Raw genomic sequence first — 17,323 nt, 5'->3', positions numbered from 1 at the left:
AAGTCAGCCAATTGTTTCTTATATTTGCATCCGCATAATTTCATTATAAGCATCAAGCGCTTTACTACGGACTTCTACAGCTGCGTTTAATGTGACACTAGCTTTTTGTGCAGTAATCATTACATCATGTAAATCATCTATTTCACCATTTGCAAGCGCCTCTGTCTTTATGTCAGATTCAATTTGAGATGCATTTAATTGTTCTATCGCGGTTTTGAGTTGATTTGAGAATTGATTTTGCGCTTCACCAACAGAAAGTTTAGAAGCTGTGGTTTCTTGATTTAATAAGGTAGGTGTTTGAAGTGCTTGAATGTTTATCGCCATTTATTTATTCCCCCGGTCTTTAATTACTTACCAATTTCTAACGCTTTCATCAACATGCTTTTCGTTGCATTTATGGATGTTACATTTGCTTCGTAAGAACGTGTTGCACTCATTAAGTCAACCATTTCTTCTAATGGATCCACATTTGGCATGGAAACATATCCATCTTCACCAGCATCTGGGTGGGTAGGATTATAAACTTCTATGAAAGGTTCATCATCTTCCGTAATTTCGTCAACACGAACACCAGATCCGGCCCCTTGGTTGGAATTCGAAGCACGGTTTAAATAAGATGAAAAGCTATTATCCTTTGCTTCAAATGAAACTGTTTTTCTTCTATATGCTTCATATTCTCCATCTTCATTAATTGTTGCCCTAGTTGTATCAGCATTTGCAATATTAGAGGAGATTGTGTCCATCCTTAATCGTTGAGCAGTTAATGCACTACCACTTGTATTAATCGAGTTAAATATACTCATTATGCCCCTCCTCTAATTACAGTTTGCAAACTATTAAGTTTACCATTCATACGTTCAACTAAAGCTTGATAATAAATTTGATTGTTGGCTAGCTCTGTCATTTCTTTATCAATATCTACATTATTACCATTGTGATTGTATTCGGTACTATTATTTGAAACAATACGAGATGAGCTTTCGCTACTACCAAATGTCAAGTGTCTTTCGTTAGTTCTTTTCGCTTGAAATCCACTATCCATCTCTTGATTAAGTACATTTTTGAAGACAACATCCTTAGCCTTATAATTAGGCGTATCCACATTTGCAATGTTATTAGCAATTGTTTGATTTTTAGTTGTTGCATAATCTAATCCATTTTGCAAACTTGAAATAGCACCACCGAAAAGTGACATAGAAGTTATACCCCCCTAATTAATGAATGAACCGTCGAAAAAAGTTCTTTGATATCGAATATTGTAATTTAAATATGACTAACTGTCTATGCTCTTTTTTCACAAACTGACTTTAGTGCTAGCCGTAATTTGACAATAGCGACTAAAGAACCACTTTTCCATAAGAATAATGTAATATTATCGATTTGTGTCGAAAAACAGTTATTTATGTTTATATTATTGCATATCCTTTGAAAAATTGGAATAACAAATTAGGTCAAATTTCAACAAAAACGCTCATATTCGGATTAAAAGTAATGCATTTTTTGTGATATACGTTGCTATGCTTGAAATAATGCTAAAGTATAATTTAAAACTAGGTACATAGTTTCATTTTCTTTTTTAGCATATTTTCATAAAAAAAGTAGCATTCTGAAGTTTATCAGAATGCTACTTTTTTAATTCGATCTAATTTTTTGTAGTTCTATTAAGAATTTGTTATTTAGAACTTTAATATATGTTCCCTTCATTCCTAATGAACGAGATTCAATGACACCAGCACTTTCTAGCTTGCGTAATGCGTTAACAATTACAGATCTAGTAATTCCGACTCGATCAGCGATCTTACTTGCTACTAGCAATCCCTCTGTACCATCTAATTCTTCAAATATATGTTCAATTGCCTCTAATTCACTGTATGATAAGGAGCTAATTGCCATCTGTACAACAGCTTTACTACGCGCTTCCGTTTCAATTTCTTCTGTTTTTTCATGTAAGATTTCCATACCAACAACTGTGGCACCATACTCAGCTAGTAGTAAGTCATCGTCATTAAAGCTATTAGTTAAACGACTTAATATTAGTGTACCAAGTCTATCTCCACCACCAATAATTGGGACAATTGTTGTTAAACCACTTTTAAATAGTTCACGATTCTCAACTGGAAATGCTGTATAAGCACTGTCAATATCAATATTTGAAGTCGTCTCATTAATATTAAATAGGCTATCTGTATATTCTTCAGGGAACTGTCTTTCCTCTAACATTGATTTCATTCGAGCATTTTCAATTTGTTGATTAATCGCAAAACCTAATAACTTTCCTCTTCTACTAACAACAAAAATATTAGCCGTAATAATATCACGTAATGCCCCTGCCATATCATTAAAATTCACTGATTTACTCGTTGTTTTTTGCAGAATAGAATTAATTTTTCGTGCTCTTTCTAATAGTTCCATGATGTTCCTCCACTCTAATTTTGGTTATCCTGTTATATGAACTGTAAGATAACTGAAAATAATATCCTTTAATCGGATTACACATTTTCAAGTTTATAATATATATTGACTTAAATCTTTGTTTTTAGCAATAGAGCTTAATTTATCATCAACATAGCTTTCTGTAATCTCAATTGTCGGCATTGTTACATCTGATGCTTCATACGATAATTCTTCTAATAACTTTTCTAGAATAGTATGCAGTCTTCTAGCACCAATGTTATCGGTTTCTTGATTAACTTGAAATGCTACTTCAGCTAAACGCGTAATCGCCTCATCTGTGAACAGTACCTCAATACCTTCTGTTTTTAATAAAGCTTGATATTGTTTTAATAGCGCATTAGAAGGTTCGACTAAGATTCGCTTAAAATCTTCTATCGACAGTTTTTCTAATTCAACACGAATTGGAAATCGACCTTGCAATTCAGGAATTAAATCAGAAGGTTTAGCCATATGAAAAGCACCAGCTGCAATAAATAAGATATGGTCAGTTTTTACTGCTCCGTATTTTGTTACTACCGTTGAACCCTCAATAATTGGCAAAATATCACGTTGGACGCCTTCTCTAGATACATTTGCTTGTTGGTCATTTTTAGCAGCAACTTTATCAATCTCATCAATGAATATAATACCTGATTGTTCTACTTTATTCGTTGCGATTTGTGTAACTTCATCCATGTCAATTAATTTATTTGCTTCTTGTTGAGTTAAAATGTTTCTTGCATCTTTAACCGATAATTTTCTTTTTTTCTTTTTCTTAGGCATTAGTTGACCAAATGCATCTTGCATATTCATTCCCATTTGTTCCATACCCGAACCTTGCATCATATCAAACATGGAAGGAGTTTGCTCTTCCACTTCAACAGAAACAATAACGTCTTCCAGTTCACCTAAGTTTAACTGTCGGGCAATACGTTCGCGTTTCGTTTCGATTTCTTGATCTTTCTCATCGGTTTCATCTGTTTGTTCTTCTTGTGTGTCTTGACCTTGGAAAAGCATTTCAAATGGATTTTTAAAATTATTCTGTTGTTTTTTCGCAACAGGTACAAGTAATTTAATTAAACGTTGAGTAGCCAACTCTTTCGCCTTATCTTGCACTTGTTCCATTTTCTCTTCTTTAACCATTCGAATGGCCATTTCTACAAGATCACGCACCATTGATTCCACATCACGTCCAACATAGCCAACTTCTGTGAACTTTGTCGCTTCTACTTTTACAAAAGGAGCACCTACTAGTTTAGCCAACCTTCTAGCAATTTCTGTTTTACCAACACCAGTAGGACCAATCATTATAATGTTTTTCGGAACAATCTCATCGCGTATCTTATCATCTAATTGCATTCTACGATAACGATTTCTGAGTGCAATAGCAACCGATTTTTTCGCTTGTTTTTGACCAATAATGAACTTATCCAACTCCGTAACTATTTGTTTCGGGGACATATCCATTCCCATATACATTGCCTCCCTACTTTACTCAATTACTTCTAATGTAATTTGATCATTTGTATACACACAAATATCTCCCGCTATTTCTAAAGCTGCTTGCGCAATATCTTTAGCGGATAATTCTGAACTGTGATATTTCAACGCTCTACCAGCAGCAAGCGCGTAATTACCACCTGAACCAATGGCTAACACGCCATCATCCGGTTCGATTACTTCACCAGTTCCTGAAACGAGTAATAATGTTTCTTTGTTCATTACAATCAGCATCGCTTCTAGCTTACGTAAAACTTTATCGCTTCGCCATTCCTTTGCTAATTCAACCGAAGAACGTTGAAGATTTCCGTTAAACGCCTCAAGTTTAGCTTCAAACTTTTCAAAAAGTGTAAACGCATCTGCAACTGAGCCAGCAAAACCAGCTAAAACTTGACCCTTAGCTAATTTACGAACTTTACGGGCCTTATGTTTCATTACTACTGCATTTCCCATTGTTACTTGACCATCGCCACTCATTGCACACTCGCCGTTATGTTGAATAGCAAAAATGGTTGTCGCATGAAATTCTGAACTCATCATTCCACCTCTTTCATTTGTCTCTATTAATAGCACGAGGGTGACTATCCATATAAATATGGCGCAGTCGATCCTTCGTTACATGCGTATAGATTTGTGTAGACGAAAGATGTTCATGTCCTAATAATTCTTGCACACTTCTTAGATCAGCACCTGCATTTAGCATATGGGTAGCAAAAGTGTGCCGAAGCGTATGCGGGTGAAGGTTAATTGTTAACGCTGTATCCTTCACTAAATTATTAAAAATCAATCGAACCCCACGCGTCGTAAGTGGTGTACCTTTGGCATTCAAAAAGATCGTATTAGTTGGAAAAGAACTCGATTTTTTCAACAGAATTTCTCGACCATCATTTATATAACGTTGTAAAGCTGTTTCTGCAAAAGAACCAAAAGGTATATACCGTTCCTTCCGTCCCTTACCTATAACTAAGATCGTCTTTAAACTAAAGTCAACTGCCTCTTTCGTTAGCGTTGTGCATTCACTAACACGAATTCCTGTAGCATACATTAGCTCTAAGATCGCTTGATTTCTTTGCCCTAACGGAGTCTCTAAATCACAAATCGCAAATAACTTTTCTAGCTCTTGTTGATATAGAAAGTCTGGCACTAACTTATCTGCTTTTGGAAGTGTAAGGTTTAAAAAAGGATTTGTTTGTACTTTTTCTTCCCGCTCTAAGAATCGAAAAAAACTACGTAAACTTGATATTTTTCTAGATACACTTCGTCTTGATAACTGTAGATCATATTGTTTTGTCAAAAACAAACGAACTACATGGTAATCAATATCAGGTAAGAAATCAATTGATTCTTCTGAAAGAAATTTGTAAAATGTTTCAATATCTTTTGTATAATAAATTAATGTGTAAGGCGATGCATTTTTTTCGATTTGCAAGTATTCCTGGAATTGTTGCAGTAGTTTTGTATTTTCATCCATTAGTTCCATAAATTCACCTCATCATAGGCGGTTAAAGCTTAACATATTACATGTAAGGATGCAATTGAAAATTCTGAATTGTTTTAAAGGTATGTACAATTACTTTTTATCCTGTCAAGTATAATTACTTACCACCGAAAAATTATAGCTGTTTCAAAAGAGAATGTCAATCAATATTTTGAACTGTTTCCAATTGGTTCATTTTTCTCATTATTATAATTTTTCTATTAGTATCATTTATATCCTACTATTGCGAAATATATCCTTATCTATTAATAAAATCATATAATTCATTGAAAAAAAGCAGTTTGCGATATATCACAAACTGCTTTTAAGTATGGCCTATTCTTGTGTTTCTTCTTTATAATCACAAGCTGTACATTGAATTTGTGTTCCTTTTTTAGCTTTCTTCTCAACCAAAAGACTTTCACATTTAGGGCACGGTCGTGATACCGGTTTATCCCATGAAATAAAATCACATTCTGGATACGTATCACATCCGTAGAAAGTTCTTTTCTTTTTCGATTTCCTTTCTACTACGTTACCCGTTTTACATTTAGGACACGTCACACCAATTTCTTTTAAAATTGGTTTCGTGTTACGGCAATCTGGAAAATTGGAACACGCTAAAAACTTTCCGTATCTTCCCATTTTATAAACCATTTCATGTTCACAAAATTCACAGTCAATACCCGCTGGTTCATCACGTATTTCAACTTTTTCCATTTCAAGTTCGGCTATCTTCAATCGTTTATCAAATCCTTGGTAAAAATCATCGATAATATTTACCCAATTCGTTGTACCTGCTTCGACCGAATCCAAATCACCTTCCATTTTAACAGTGAAATCAACGTCAATTATTTCCGGGAAAAATTCTTCAACAAGATCAAGTACAATGTAACCTAGTTCCGTTGGTACAAATCGCTTATTATCTAATGTAACATAACCACGTCTTTGAACGGTATCAAGCGTAGGAGCATAGGTTGATGGTCTACCAATACCTTGTTCCTCCATTGTTTTGACTAACCGTGCTTCCGTGTAGCGCGGAGGTGGCTGTGTAAAGTGTTGGTTCGGTTTAATTTCAGTTGCTTCTACTTGCATACCTTCTTCTAAGTCTGGTAAAAGTTTATCAGCATCTGATTTGTTATCATCGTTACCTTCTACATATACTTTCATAAAACCTTTAAATTTGACTTTAGAACCAGTGGCTCTAAATTCCACACCATTTTGCAATAAATGTACTGTCATGGTATCCATTACTGCTGGAGCCATTAAGCTTGCAATAAAACGATCCCAAATTAACTTGTACAATCTATACTGATCCCTTGATAACATACTTTTTAATGAAGCTGGATCACGAAATGCTGCAGTTGGTCGAATTGCTTCGTGTGCATCTTGTGCACCTTCAGCGTTTTTCTTCTGTTTCACATCTCCGACAAATTCTGATCCGTACTTCTCGATAATAAAATCTTTTCCTTCTTTCTTAGCCGTATCAGATAGACGAGTTGAATCTGTTCTCATGTATGTGATCAAACCGGTAATTCCACCATCTTTTTTACCTAAATCAATTCCTTCATATAACTGTTGCGCAACCATCATTGTTTTTCGAGCTCTGAAATTCAATTTTCTAGCTGCTTCTTGTTGAATTGATGACGTTATAAATGGTGCTGATGGATTTCGTTTTCTTTCTCGTTTTTTCACTTTGTCTACTAAGAATGATTTATCTTTTAATTCTGCTAAGATCTTATCTACTTCATCTTTGTTAGGTAATGCGGTCTTTTTACCATTGATACCATAAAAAGCGCCATCAAATATTTCACTATCTTTGTCAAATAATCCATCAATTGACCAGTATTCTTCTGGTTCGAATTTCTCTATTTCACGTTCTCTATCAATAATCATTTTTACTGCTACTGATTGAACTCTACCAGCACTAAGCCCTTTTTTTACTTTTTTCCATAAAAGCGGACTAATATTGTAACCTACTAATCGATCTAGAATTCGGCGCGCTTGTTGCGCATCTACTAAATCCATATTAATACTTCGTGGATGTTTAAATGATTCTTTTATTGCATCTTTTGTTATTTCATTAAATACCACACGACATTCAGATGTTTCATCGATACCTAAGCTATGAGCAAGGTGCCATGCAATTGCTTCCCCTTCTCTGTCGGGGTCAGCTGCTAGGTAAACTTTTTTAACTTTTTTGGCTGCAGCTTTTAGTTCTTTTAAGACAGGACCCTTACCACGAATCGTGATATATCTCGGGGTAAAGTGATCGGTTACATCTACAGCCATTTGACTTTTCGGTAAGTCACGTACGTGTCCCATTGATGCTTTCACTTTATATTTTTTACCTAAATAACGTTCAATTGTTTTTGCTTTTGCTGGTGATTCTACTATTACAAGATAATCTGCCATTTCTTTTCCTCCCAAGAGGTTTCATTTCTTCTACTCTTTTTTCGATTATAATCACACTATACACTAAAATTAACAATAGGTTCATTTTATTAATAAATCTTCACTATTATTAAATACTTTTTGTTGATTTGTCAAACATAAGCAAGTAACTTATCTTCTTAATCAGCATATATTTGGCCAATTTCATTTAAAGTTTGACACCAATTCTTCTCAATTCGTTCCCATTCCTCTATCAAATCATAGGTATTTTGTACCAATTTAGCGCCATCTTGTATCATTTTATGACACCCATTCGTTTGGATAAACCAAGGAGCTCCTGGAACGGCATATACCTCTCTGCCCTGTTCTAGGGCTTGATCTACTGTAATTAAAGAACCACTTTTTTCTTTAGCTTCTATTACAATTGTTCCAAATCCTAAGCCACTTATTATTCGATTGCGTTCGGGGAAATAATAGCGTTGAGGTGGAAAGCTAGGAGGATACTCAGAAACAACCAATTGTTCTTCTACTAATTGTCTAAATAATTCTTTATGTTGTTTAGGATAAACATGTCGAAGTCCACCACCTAACACCGCTATTGTTTTACCTTCAAAATGGCATGCCATTTTATGTGCATAACCATCAATACCCAATGCCATACCACTAACAAACAACCAACCCGTTTTAACTAATGGCGTTAGTATGTAGTGCATTTTTCGTTTAGCTTCAGACGAAGGATTTCTAGTTCCAATTACACTTAAAGCTGGTGTATGCTTAAATAATTCCGAGTTTCCTAATCCGTATAATACAAGTGGTGGATCTGGTATCATCCTAAGTGCTAACGGGTAATTTGGATCTAAAATTGTCCATATATGAAACTGATCCAGGTCTTGCTGTATGGTTTCAATTAACGTCTTATTATGTAGATCTTGGTGTAATTTGTTTGCGCGATCAGATGATAACGATAAAAGTGAAATGAAATCAGTTGGCTTCAAATCATATAAAGTTGTGAGGGTAGGGTCAATTTTTAGTATGTTATGAATAAGGGCTCTTGTTGTAGCGGTAGATCGATGAAGGTGAATAAGTCGAAAACGAGCATTATACAATAAACAGCACTCCTTTTTTAAATTTAGGTTATCTAGTAATCCAATGGAAGCATTAACTCTATAGTATAAAATTGGTAGGTAATTGTCCATATGTTTTTTACTATAAACAATACTATACGACCTCAAAGATAGACCTTGCTAATCATCCAAGTTATCTTCATTACCCGTTCCTCAAATGAAATTGAGGTTTTGAATATTTAAATCATCTATCTTTCATAAATAATAAACCCCCACTCTACTTTAAAAGATTGGGGGTTTACTTATTTACTTTTTCGTCGATCTAATTCTAAGTTTTTATCTACATGGTAGATATAAGAGAAAACTTCCGCGACTACTTGATATAGTTCCTCTGGTATCTTTTCATTAATATTTAGTTCTCCTAATAGTTCAACTAAATTATGATCTTCTTGAATTGGTACATTAGCTTCTTTTGCTTTTTCAATAATTTGTTCTGCAACATATCCTTTTCCTGTCGCAGAAACTTTCGGTGCTTGTTCACTCTTTTGATCATAGCGTAGTGCAATTGCTCTTTTAGATTTATATTCATCATTCATATTCGATAATCAACTCCTTGGTGAAGGGATGATTGCACCTCTTTTTTTGGTAATATAGGGTTATTATTTTCAACTTCAACTGGTAGTTGTTTGTATTTCACTGTGGAAAGCTGATACCCATTATTCTCTAAACCTTGCTGAAGTAAGGGTTTTACCCCATCCAACAACGAAGCGACCTCTTCATGTTGATTATGAATCGTTAACTGTACAACTCTTTTCTGAATCGACATATCTATCATCGTATCTCCCATTTTTTCTAATGATAGATAGAACACTACGCGGCAGAAATCAGGATTTATCTGGCCATCTTCTCCTTTTTTGCTTTCAAAATCTATTTTGACATCTTTCTCTAATCCAAATAAACCTGGTAATTGCATACTTGCTTGAAGAAAACCCGCTTCTTCTCTTACACTAGCTAATTGCATGCCATTTAGTGTTTGTAAGAGCGATTCTAATTCTGCTTTTCCTATATGACCAGTTTGCAACGACTGTAATACTAATTGCTTTAAACTATTTTCTTGTTGGATGTTCTTACTATTTTCTTGAAGAAGTTGGTGTTCATAATCTAATCCAGAAAATGATAGGAACTGCTTCGCGTGTAACAAGAACTGCTCTTTCGTTGAAAAATTACCGCTTTCCCTAGATAAAGGTGCTAACAAATCTGTTAATTTATTCTCCATATTTTTAGGGAGTTGTTGTTCTGCGACTCTTTTTAAATCAGAATACACTTCTTCTGAGTTTGCTATTGAACCTTGTTGCTGCCAATTGATAAAATTTTGTTTTGCTTCTCCAGTTAAGACACTGGCTATTTTTGACGCAACACCTGGTTGTTCTAAAAATGTTTGTAACTGTGCTGACACTTTCGTTTCACTAGAATTCGTTGGAACCAATTTTTGAAATTGGTACACTTGTGTATCAGTTAGTGGCAATTGCACTTGAAATAATGCTTTTAAGCTTGCAAAAGCCGATTGATTATTAATAGAAGAACTTAGTCCATTCGGTTGTTGCTGATTTATTTCTTTTGAAAGAATACCCGCTTGCTTCACTAATTGTATAACATCTTGATCACCATTTTGAATTTGTTTAGAAAGTAAAGTCGACAAATCATTTTGTATGTTCGATTGCACCTGATTATTTGTTTTTGAATATGAGGCTAGAAGATCTGTTAATTTACTTTCTACACTTTTCGTAACTTGTTGATCTGCAACCTTTTTTAATGCAGCTACGAGTGGCACTAAATTTGATAAGGTGGGTTGCTGTTGCCAATTCAAGAACTTTTGTTTTGCACCCCCTGTTAAACTATCAGCTATTTTAGATGAAGTACCAGGTTCATTCAAAAATGTTTGCAAGTCTTGTAGTTGTTGCGGTGCTATTGTTCCACCATTTGTAGTAGAATACTGCACTATCTTTTGGAACTGCTCAACATGCTGATCGGTTAAACCTAATTGAGACTGTGCTAATGTAGTTAATTTTGTTAAAAGCATTTGTTGACTTGAGTTCGATCTCGCTTGTTGCTGGTCAGTAATACCCGCCTGTCTTACTAGTTGTATAATAGCTTGATCACCATTTTTGATTTGTCTCAAAAGAACGTTAGATAAATCATTTTGGCTCGTTATTTTAGATCGATCTGGTAGTAGTGCATTAATGCGATTAAGTAACGGTTCGTTTTCGACTGATTCCCCTAAAATATTCTGTAAATTTTGCAATTGTGTATTTAAAGACTGCTTTCCCTCACTAGACATTGCACCGTACATTGTTGAGGTAATCGGCAATTGACGACGCATCATATCCATAAGCAATACAGTTCCTTTACTACCTTTTCCTTGTTGCATTTGCAATGCTTGCTTTAACTCGGATGGACGAAAAGGAATATCAGATGTCAGTAACTGTTTTACAAACTGGAGATTTTCTTTTGTCACTGGTAACTGTAGTTGCTTTAATAGTGCAGACGCCTGGTTTTGTGATGTTTGATTTGCAGGTATGTCTGTTAAAACCTTTAGATGCACTAACTTATTACCAGTTTGCACCTGAAAGAAATACTCGCCATCAAGATTCAATGCTGTCTGTAATTGGGCAACAAATTGCTGATTCCCCAATTGAACAGACGCACGTTGATTTGGATAGATTTCTAGTATTTTACCTGATAAGATTTGGCCTGGTCTTAAGACCATTTGATTTTGCTGTACTTTTGAGGATGAAGCTGACCGAAGTATTGATGACACATCCATTGATTGAAAAGCCATCTAAATCCCCTCACTTTCGTTTTATCGGTGCAAATGATTGCCGATGAATTGGTGTGATCCCATATTCCTCTAATGCTTTAATATGATCTTTCGTACCATAGCCTTGGTTTTTATTAAAGCAATAGTTGGGAAATTCTCTATGTAGATCGAGCATCAATTTGTCTCGTGTCACTTTAGCTAGTATACTAGCTGCTGCTATTGAAATACTTTTTTGATCCCCTTTAATTATGGACTCGGTTGTAAACGACACATTTGGAAGTGACATGGCGTCAATTAATACATGATCAGGAGCATGACTTAATTTACTGACTGCTTGCATCATCGCTTTTATTGTTGCTTGGTAAATATTAATCCGATCTATCTCATTGTTATCAATAATACCTATACTATAACAAATAGCGTGTTCTTTAATCTTATCGTAAAGGGTTTCTCTCATTGCTTTAGACATTTTCTTTGAATCATTAATACCTGGGAGATAAATATCCTCTGGTAAGATAACTGCCGCAGCTACAACTGGTCCTGCCAAAGGTCCTCGACCTACTTCATCAATTCCTGCAATTAACTTCTTTCCCAGTTGATAGTTTTTACGTTCATATGTCATCATTTGTTCAAATTGTGCAGACAGCTCGTCTTCTTTTGCCAATTTTTGATCATATTGTTTTACAGCTGCCTGAACGCCTTTTCTTGGATCCATTTTATAGTTATCTATTTCCTCTGCCGTAGCAGCTCCTTCATTTAACATCGCCTTAATTTCAGCGATTGATTGTTTATTCCCCATCACAATCTTCCTCTCACATATATATCTTATATCGTCTACTATTTCAAAAAATAAAGACATCCGCAATTGGAATGTCTTTATTTCTCTACTATTATTGTACTTTTAAAGAAAAAACGTAACAATTTTAATTTTCGGGTCTTTCCAAGGTAATTCTACCGATCTTCCCAATTCGAAGGTCATGTATGATAAGTTCTGCTGTTTTTTCTAAGTTAATATAACCGCCACTCTCTAATGAACCTCTGAGCCTACCAATATGTTCAAACAACTTTTCCATGTCATCTATTGGCTCCGATAATTGATAGCGTGCTTCTAACAATGAAAAATAGTTTTCTTGGAGATATTCTAATACAAAAACAGCTACATCATCTATAGGTAACAATTGATCTTTAATAGTACCAATTGCGGCTAACCGATAACCAACCAATTGATCTTCAAATTTTGGCCATAATATACCCGGCGTATCTAATAACTCAAAATCCTTATTTATCTTAATCCATTGTTGGCTTTTGGTAATCCCTGGTCTATCTCCTGTTTTTGCAATCTTTCGATTGACAAGTCGATTAATTAAAGTTGACTTACCAACATTAGGAATACCAATAATCATTGCACGTCCAGCTCGGGGTCGGACACCCTTACGTTTTAATCGTGCCATCTTCTCTTCGCTCATCTTTTTAGCCATTTCGATTACTTGTTGAATATCTTGTTTATTTTGTACATCGACAGCTATAGTGGGTATTTCATTGGATTCATTATACTTAATCCATTGTTTTGTTGCAGTTGGATCAGCTAAATCTCGTTTCATTAAGACACGCATCTTCGGTTTTTGTTGTATCACTTGATGTAACATTGGATTTTCTGATGATAACGGCGCTCTAGCATCAACCAATTCAATTACGAAATCTACAAGCTTCAGTTTTTCTTGCACTTCACGCCTAGCTTTTGCCATATGGCCTGGAAACCATTGAATGGTCATAAATAAAACCTCCTATTCATTTGCAAAGCCAAATCGATTTAATGGCCAATAGATAAAGACAGCATTTCCAACAAGTTGATCATATGAGATAAATCCAAGCATTCTGCTATCTGTAGAGTTATTTCTATTATCTCCTAGTACCAAAACGTGATCTTCTGGAATTACTAGTGATCCACCTGGTATTTCATCCATAGAAAAATTCATTGTATATACTTGTCCATCTGAAAGCTGCGATTTTTCATCCGTTAAGAATGTTTCCTCCACTGCTTCGCCATCTATATAAAGGGTATCATCAGCCAATTCTACAGTTTCCCCAGGTAATCCAATTACACGCTTGATATAATCTTTTTCCTCTGTTGCATGAAAGACAACAATATCAAATCGTTCTGGTTCATTAATTTTGTAGTTTAGCTTATTTACAATCATATGATCGCCATCTTCTAGATTTGGCTGCATAGAAGGTCCATCAACTATTATTGGCGAGAATAGAAAAGTTTTCACAATGAAAGCTAGTAAAATTGCAATCGCTAATGATTTAAGCCATTCAAACCACTCGCTTTTCTTTTTCTTTGCCATTAGGTTTCTCCTCCGATACGAATCTCATTCCTATTGTTATGTATAGTATAGTGAAATATAGAATAATTAATATTGTTTTTAGATGAGAAAAAGGAGCTTGACTGAGCAAGCTCCTTTTACATTTAAAATTAGCGATCTTCTTTAATACGTGCTGCTTTACCACGTAATTCACGTAGGTAATAAAGTTTCGCACGACGTACTTTACCGCGACGAGAAACTTCAATCTTATCTAGACGTGGAGAATGTACTGGAAAAGTACGTTCAACACCTACACCATAAGAAATTTTACGAACAGTAAATGTTTCACTAATTCCACCATTTTGGCGTTTAATAACAACACCTTCAAATAGCTGAATACGTTCACGCGTTCCTTCGACAACTTTAACGTGAACCTTCACTGTATCACCAGGACGAAACTCAGGGTGATCTGAACGAAGTTGTTCTTTAGTTAATTGCTCAATTATCTGTTGCATTATGTCACACTCCTTCCAAACTAATGCTCATATCCTAGATACCTTAACAGCGGAACATCGTTTATACGACCTAAGTATTCACTTAAGCACAACAAATAATATAACACATTTTGTTCTGCAGTTCAACCATTACTTCTTTCTTATTTATCGTCTTCGAAATCTTTTATCCATTCTTTTTCTTGATCTGACAAAGGGTACTTTTCCAACAAATCTTTTCTTCTTTCAAATGTTCGTTGAATAGATTGTTTTTTTCTCCAATCATCAATATTCTTATGGTGACCAGATAGTAACACAGAAGGAACTTCCATACCTCTAAAGTTTGCTGGGCGTGTATAATGTGGATGTTCTAACAATCCATTCGAAAATGAATCTTGACTTGCAGATGCTTCATTACCTAAAACACCTGGAAGAAGGCGAACAACGCTATCAATTATAACCATCGCACCAAGTTCTCCTCCTGTTAAGACATAATCACCAATAGATATTTCATCCGTAACTAATTCTTGTCTTATTCTTTCATCATAACCTTCATAATGACCACAAATGAATACGAGGTGTTCTTCCCTGGCGAATTCTTCCGCCTTCTGTTGTGTATACGTTTCGCCTTGTGGACACAACAGAACAATTCGAGGTTTTTTATCTGACTTTTTAGCGACATCCTCAACCGCATCAAATATTGGTTGTGGCATTAACACCATACCAGCACCACCACCATAAGGTGTATCATCAACCTTATAATGTTTATTGGCCGTATATTCTCTAAAGTCAATTGTTTGATAGTTAAATGCAGCCGCTTCTTGAGCTTTTCTTAATATTGATGATCGCATAACGCCATCAAACATCTCTGGAAACAACGTTAGTATATCAATATGCATTAATCTAGCAATCCTTCCATCGGATCAATGATAATTTTCTTCTCGATCGTATCTACTTCTTTTACGACATCCGGAATATACGGAATTAATAAATCTTTTTGGTTTGGTCTAGTAACAACCCATACATCATTTGCACCAGGTGCTAGAATCTCTTTAACCAAACCGAGTTCTTCATTTTCTTTTGTATAGACTGTGCAACCAATAATCTCATGGTAATAAAAATCACCTTCATCTAAAGTGCCTCTTTGTTCCTCTTTAATCATTAGCATGCCTTCTTTTAGTTTTTCGGCAGCTTCAATTGTGTTATAAGACTCAAATTGGACTAAATCAAATTGTTTATGCATACGATGACTTACAACAGTCAATTTAGTTGGCTTTTTCTCGTTTTTCCCTAAAAAGAACAGTGTGTTACCTTTATCAAATCTATCATCAAAATCTGTGATCCTGATGATCTTCACTTCACCTTTAATTCCATGTGTATTCACTATTTTACCTACATTATAAAATTTATTCTCCATATTTTCACCTTCTTAATCTATTCTAATAACCATACCATCTTGGATGATAATTGCTTGTTCTTTCATCACTTCCTGCCAATTCATACCTTCATAAACGTCAACAAGTGCTTCTACTTCATTCTCTACGATTTCTGTTCCAATTGGTACTATTTCTAATTGATCCAATTGAAAGTGGATCTGTTTTTTTCTTTCCTCACGTTTTTGTATCTCATCCTGAAAACGTTTGTTCACCTTATATTTATCAACGCCTGGTTTATGTTCTAATTTTTTACGTTCAAAAATTAATTGCTGACTTTCTTGTTCAAGTTGTTGTAATTTCTTTTTGAAATTCTTTTGAATTAATGTTTTACTTGATTCTGTTATAACTTGTTTTACTAGTATTTTTTGAATAATCTGCACAGATTATCAACCTTTCTTATCTTGTACAAAGTTATGACACCTATTCTTATACTAGTATATCTTATTTAAAGCCTATGTAGATATATTTTAATTTGTATTTTTTAAAAAGTTCTTCACTTAACTTTTGCAGATTGAACTAGACATTTAAATCTTGTTAAACTTAAAAAGTCTCACAATCAAAAGTTAAGTTGACTTCATGCTCTTCTCGTAAGCATCTTTGCGATACATTTTACGAAATTGATAGAAAATGCAGCATACCGCTTTGGAAATATACTTCGCTTTCCGTGGGCACGGCTTCAGCTAACTTCGGCCCGCGCTGTTCCCACCCCACCAGAAAGAGAGCCCATTCGCTTCCATAGCGAGGGTGTTACCTCAGAATTAATTGTTGTTTCGTAATAAACAAAAGTCGTTTAGACAGCATGCTTATTTTAGGTTGAGAAAGTTTAGATATTTACTTGTATATAGAGAAACAGGGAAGGTTTAAAATATCCCTTCCCTGCTTTACATAATATCAAGATAAATACGGTTATTTGTATCTGATCCTGCGGCATAAACCACTGTACGAATCGCTTTAGCAATTCGCCCATTCTTACCGATCACTTTTCCAACATCATCTGGATGAACAGTAAGATGATAAACCATCTTACTGGATTCTTCCTTGACGTTAACCTGAATTTCTTCTGGATGATCAACTAATGGCTCAATGATTGTTTGAATTAAAGTTTCCAATTAATCACAAACCTTTACTTTTGGTTTTTAGACTCGTGGAATTTCTTCATGATGCCTTCATTAGAGAATAAGTTACGAACTGTGTCACTTGGTTTTGCACCTTTTGACATCCAGTCTAATGCTTTATCTTCATCTAATTTCACTTCAACCGGATTAGCAACCGGATTGTATGTGCCAATTTGCTCAATTAAACGTCCATCACGAGGAGAACGAGAATCAGCTACTACTACACGATAAAAGGGATTACGTTTTGACCCCATGCGCTTTAAGCGGATTTTTACTGCCATGCTTTCGC

General features: G+C 34.9%; 20 protein-coding genes. All 20 read right to left on the bottom strand.

What is annotated here, in order from left to right; genetic code table 11:
* Positions 1–18: 18 nt before the first annotated feature.
* Positions 19–324, bottom strand: coding sequence for a flagellar hook-basal body complex protein FliE (gene fliE, locus DM447_RS08660; RefSeq protein WP_112180839.1), 306 nt, complete (start codon positions 322–324; stop codon positions 19–21).
* A 23-nt stretch (positions 325–347) separates the two neighbouring features.
* Positions 348–803 (bottom strand): flagellar basal body rod protein FlgC, encoded by a 456-nt coding sequence (gene flgC, locus DM447_RS08655; protein WP_112180838.1) that lies wholly within the window; start codon positions 801–803, stop codon positions 348–350.
* Positions 803–1,195 (bottom strand): flagellar basal body rod protein FlgB, encoded by a 393-nt coding sequence (gene flgB, locus DM447_RS08650; protein WP_112180837.1) that lies wholly within the window; start codon positions 1,193–1,195, stop codon positions 803–805. Before flgB ends, flgC begins: the two co-directional genes overlap by 1 nt.
* A 437-nt stretch (positions 1,196–1,632) precedes the next feature.
* Positions 1,633–2,412 (bottom strand): GTP-sensing pleiotropic transcriptional regulator CodY, encoded by a 780-nt coding sequence (codY, locus tag DM447_RS08645; protein WP_112180836.1) that lies wholly within the window; start codon positions 2,410–2,412, stop codon positions 1,633–1,635.
* Between the two features lie 93 nt (positions 2,413–2,505).
* Positions 2,506–3,906 (bottom strand): ATP-dependent protease ATPase subunit HslU, encoded by a 1,401-nt coding sequence (gene hslU / locus DM447_RS08640; RefSeq protein WP_112180835.1) that lies wholly within the window; start codon positions 3,904–3,906, stop codon positions 2,506–2,508.
* A gap of 18 nt (positions 3,907–3,924) precedes the next feature.
* The gene (gene hslV / locus DM447_RS08635) at positions 3,925–4,470 is read right to left on the bottom strand and encodes an ATP-dependent protease subunit HslV (RefSeq protein ID WP_112180834.1); all 546 of its coding nucleotides are present in this window, start codon (positions 4,468–4,470) and stop codon (positions 3,925–3,927) included.
* Positions 4,471–4,483: 13 nt separating this feature from the next.
* Positions 4,484–5,404, bottom strand: a complete 921-nt coding sequence (gene xerC, locus DM447_RS08630) for a tyrosine recombinase XerC (protein ID WP_112182701.1) — start codon at positions 5,402–5,404, stop codon at positions 4,484–4,486.
* 342 nt (positions 5,405–5,746) lie between these two features.
* Positions 5,747–7,825, bottom strand: coding sequence for a type I DNA topoisomerase (topA, locus tag DM447_RS08625; protein WP_112180833.1), 2,079 nt, complete (start codon positions 7,823–7,825; stop codon positions 5,747–5,749).
* Positions 7,826–7,983: 158 nt separating this feature from the next.
* Entirely contained in the window at positions 7,984–8,910 is a 927-nt protein-coding gene (gene dprA / locus DM447_RS08620) for a DNA-processing protein DprA (RefSeq protein ID WP_112180832.1), read from the bottom strand.
* Positions 8,911–9,170: 260 nt separating this feature from the next.
* Positions 9,171–9,464 (bottom strand): EscU/YscU/HrcU family type III secretion system export apparatus switch protein, encoded by a 294-nt coding sequence (locus tag DM447_RS08615; RefSeq protein WP_112180831.1) that lies wholly within the window; start codon positions 9,462–9,464, stop codon positions 9,171–9,173.
* Positions 9,461–11,707: a hypothetical protein gene (locus DM447_RS08610; RefSeq protein WP_112180830.1), complete on the bottom strand. Its 2,247-nt coding sequence runs from the start codon at positions 11,705–11,707 to the stop codon at positions 9,461–9,463. The genes DM447_RS08615 and DM447_RS08610 overlap by 4 nt, the downstream gene beginning before the upstream one ends.
* A 10-nt stretch (positions 11,708–11,717) precedes the next feature.
* Positions 11,718–12,485: a ribonuclease HII gene (locus tag DM447_RS08605; RefSeq protein ID WP_112180829.1), complete on the bottom strand. Its 768-nt coding sequence runs from the start codon at positions 12,483–12,485 to the stop codon at positions 11,718–11,720.
* A 124-nt stretch (positions 12,486–12,609) separates the two neighbouring features.
* A complete protein-coding gene (ylqF, locus tag DM447_RS08600) occupies positions 12,610–13,458 on the bottom strand; it encodes a ribosome biogenesis GTPase YlqF (protein ID WP_112180828.1) in 849 nt (282 codons plus the stop codon).
* A 12-nt stretch (positions 13,459–13,470) separates the two neighbouring features.
* Positions 13,471–14,034 (bottom strand): signal peptidase I, encoded by a 564-nt coding sequence (gene lepB, locus DM447_RS08595; RefSeq protein ID WP_112180827.1) that lies wholly within the window; start codon positions 14,032–14,034, stop codon positions 13,471–13,473.
* A gap of 128 nt (positions 14,035–14,162) precedes the next feature.
* Positions 14,163–14,507, bottom strand: a complete 345-nt coding sequence (rplS, locus tag DM447_RS08590) for a 50S ribosomal protein L19 (protein ID WP_112180826.1) — start codon at positions 14,505–14,507, stop codon at positions 14,163–14,165.
* Positions 14,508–14,647: 140 nt separating this feature from the next.
* Complete coding sequence (gene trmD / locus DM447_RS08585) at positions 14,648–15,382, bottom strand: tRNA (guanosine(37)-N1)-methyltransferase TrmD (RefSeq protein ID WP_112180825.1); 735 nt, start codon at positions 15,380–15,382, stop codon at positions 14,648–14,650.
* A complete protein-coding gene (gene rimM, locus DM447_RS08580) occupies positions 15,382–15,900 on the bottom strand; it encodes a ribosome maturation factor RimM (RefSeq protein WP_112180824.1) in 519 nt (172 codons plus the stop codon). Before rimM ends, trmD begins: the two co-directional genes overlap by 1 nt.
* 12 nt (positions 15,901–15,912) lie before the next feature.
* Entirely contained in the window at positions 15,913–16,299 is a 387-nt protein-coding gene (locus tag DM447_RS08575; RefSeq protein ID WP_112180823.1) for a YlqD family protein, read from the bottom strand.
* A gap of 501 nt (positions 16,300–16,800) precedes the next feature.
* Positions 16,801–17,028 (bottom strand): KH domain-containing protein, encoded by a 228-nt coding sequence (locus DM447_RS08570; protein WP_112180822.1) that lies wholly within the window; start codon positions 17,026–17,028, stop codon positions 16,801–16,803.
* Between the two features lie 14 nt (positions 17,029–17,042).
* On the bottom strand, positions 17,043–17,315 hold the full coding sequence (gene rpsP, locus DM447_RS08565) for a 30S ribosomal protein S16 (protein WP_112180821.1): 273 nt from the start codon (positions 17,313–17,315) through the stop codon (positions 17,043–17,045).
* Positions 17,316–17,323 lie beyond the last annotated feature (8 nt).

Source organism: Paraliobacillus zengyii (genome assembly GCF_003268595.1).
GTDB lineage: Bacteria > Bacillota > Bacilli > Bacillales > Amphibacillaceae > Paraliobacillus_A > Paraliobacillus_A zengyii.
Note: the sequence above shows the minus strand (reverse complement) of the source record. Positions and strands in the feature narration are given on the sequence as shown.

Coding starts and splice junctions, on each gene's coding strand:
- DM447_RS08610 (WP_112180830.1), bottom strand. CDS start 11,707: ATGGCTTTTCAATCAATGGATGTGTCATCAATACTTCGGTCAGCTTCA.
- rplS (WP_112180826.1), bottom strand. CDS start 14,507: ATGCAACAGATAATTGAGCAATTAACTAAAGAACAACTTCGTTCAGAT.
- codY (WP_112180836.1), bottom strand. CDS start 2,412: ATGGAACTATTAGAAAGAGCACGAAAAATTAATTCTATTCTGCAAAAA.
- fliE (WP_112180839.1), bottom strand. CDS start 324: ATGGCGATAAACATTCAAGCACTTCAAACACCTACCTTATTAAATCAA.
- flgB (WP_112180837.1), bottom strand. CDS start 1,195: ATGTCACTTTTCGGTGGTGCTATTTCAAGTTTGCAAAATGGATTAGAT.
- trmD (WP_112180825.1), bottom strand. CDS start 15,382: ATGCATATTGATATACTAACGTTGTTTCCAGAGATGTTTGATGGCGTT.
- rpsP (WP_112180821.1), bottom strand. CDS start 17,315: ATGGCAGTAAAAATCCGCTTAAAGCGCATGGGGTCAAAACGTAATCCC.
- flgC (WP_112180838.1), bottom strand. CDS start 803: ATGAGTATATTTAACTCGATTAATACAAGTGGTAGTGCATTAACTGCT.
- rimM (WP_112180824.1), bottom strand. CDS start 15,900: ATGGAGAATAAATTTTATAATGTAGGTAAAATAGTGAATACACATGGA.
- lepB (WP_112180827.1), bottom strand. CDS start 14,034: ATGGCAAAGAAAAAGAAAAGCGAGTGGTTTGAATGGCTTAAATCATTA.
- topA (WP_112180833.1), bottom strand. CDS start 7,825: ATGGCAGATTATCTTGTAATAGTAGAATCACCAGCAAAAGCAAAAACA.
- ylqF (WP_112180828.1), bottom strand. CDS start 13,458: ATGACCATTCAATGGTTTCCAGGCCATATGGCAAAAGCTAGGCGTGAA.
- DM447_RS08605 (WP_112180829.1), bottom strand. CDS start 12,485: ATGGGGAATAAACAATCAATCGCTGAAATTAAGGCGATGTTAAATGAA.
- DM447_RS08615 (WP_112180831.1), bottom strand. CDS start 9,464: ATGAATGATGAATATAAATCTAAAAGAGCAATTGCACTACGCTATGAT.
- hslU (WP_112180835.1), bottom strand. CDS start 3,906: ATGGGAATGGATATGTCCCCGAAACAAATAGTTACGGAGTTGGATAAG.
- xerC (WP_112182701.1), bottom strand. CDS start 5,404: ATGGATGAAAATACAAAACTACTGCAACAATTCCAGGAATACTTGCAA.
- hslV (WP_112180834.1), bottom strand. CDS start 4,470: ATGAGTTCAGAATTTCATGCGACAACCATTTTTGCTATTCAACATAAC.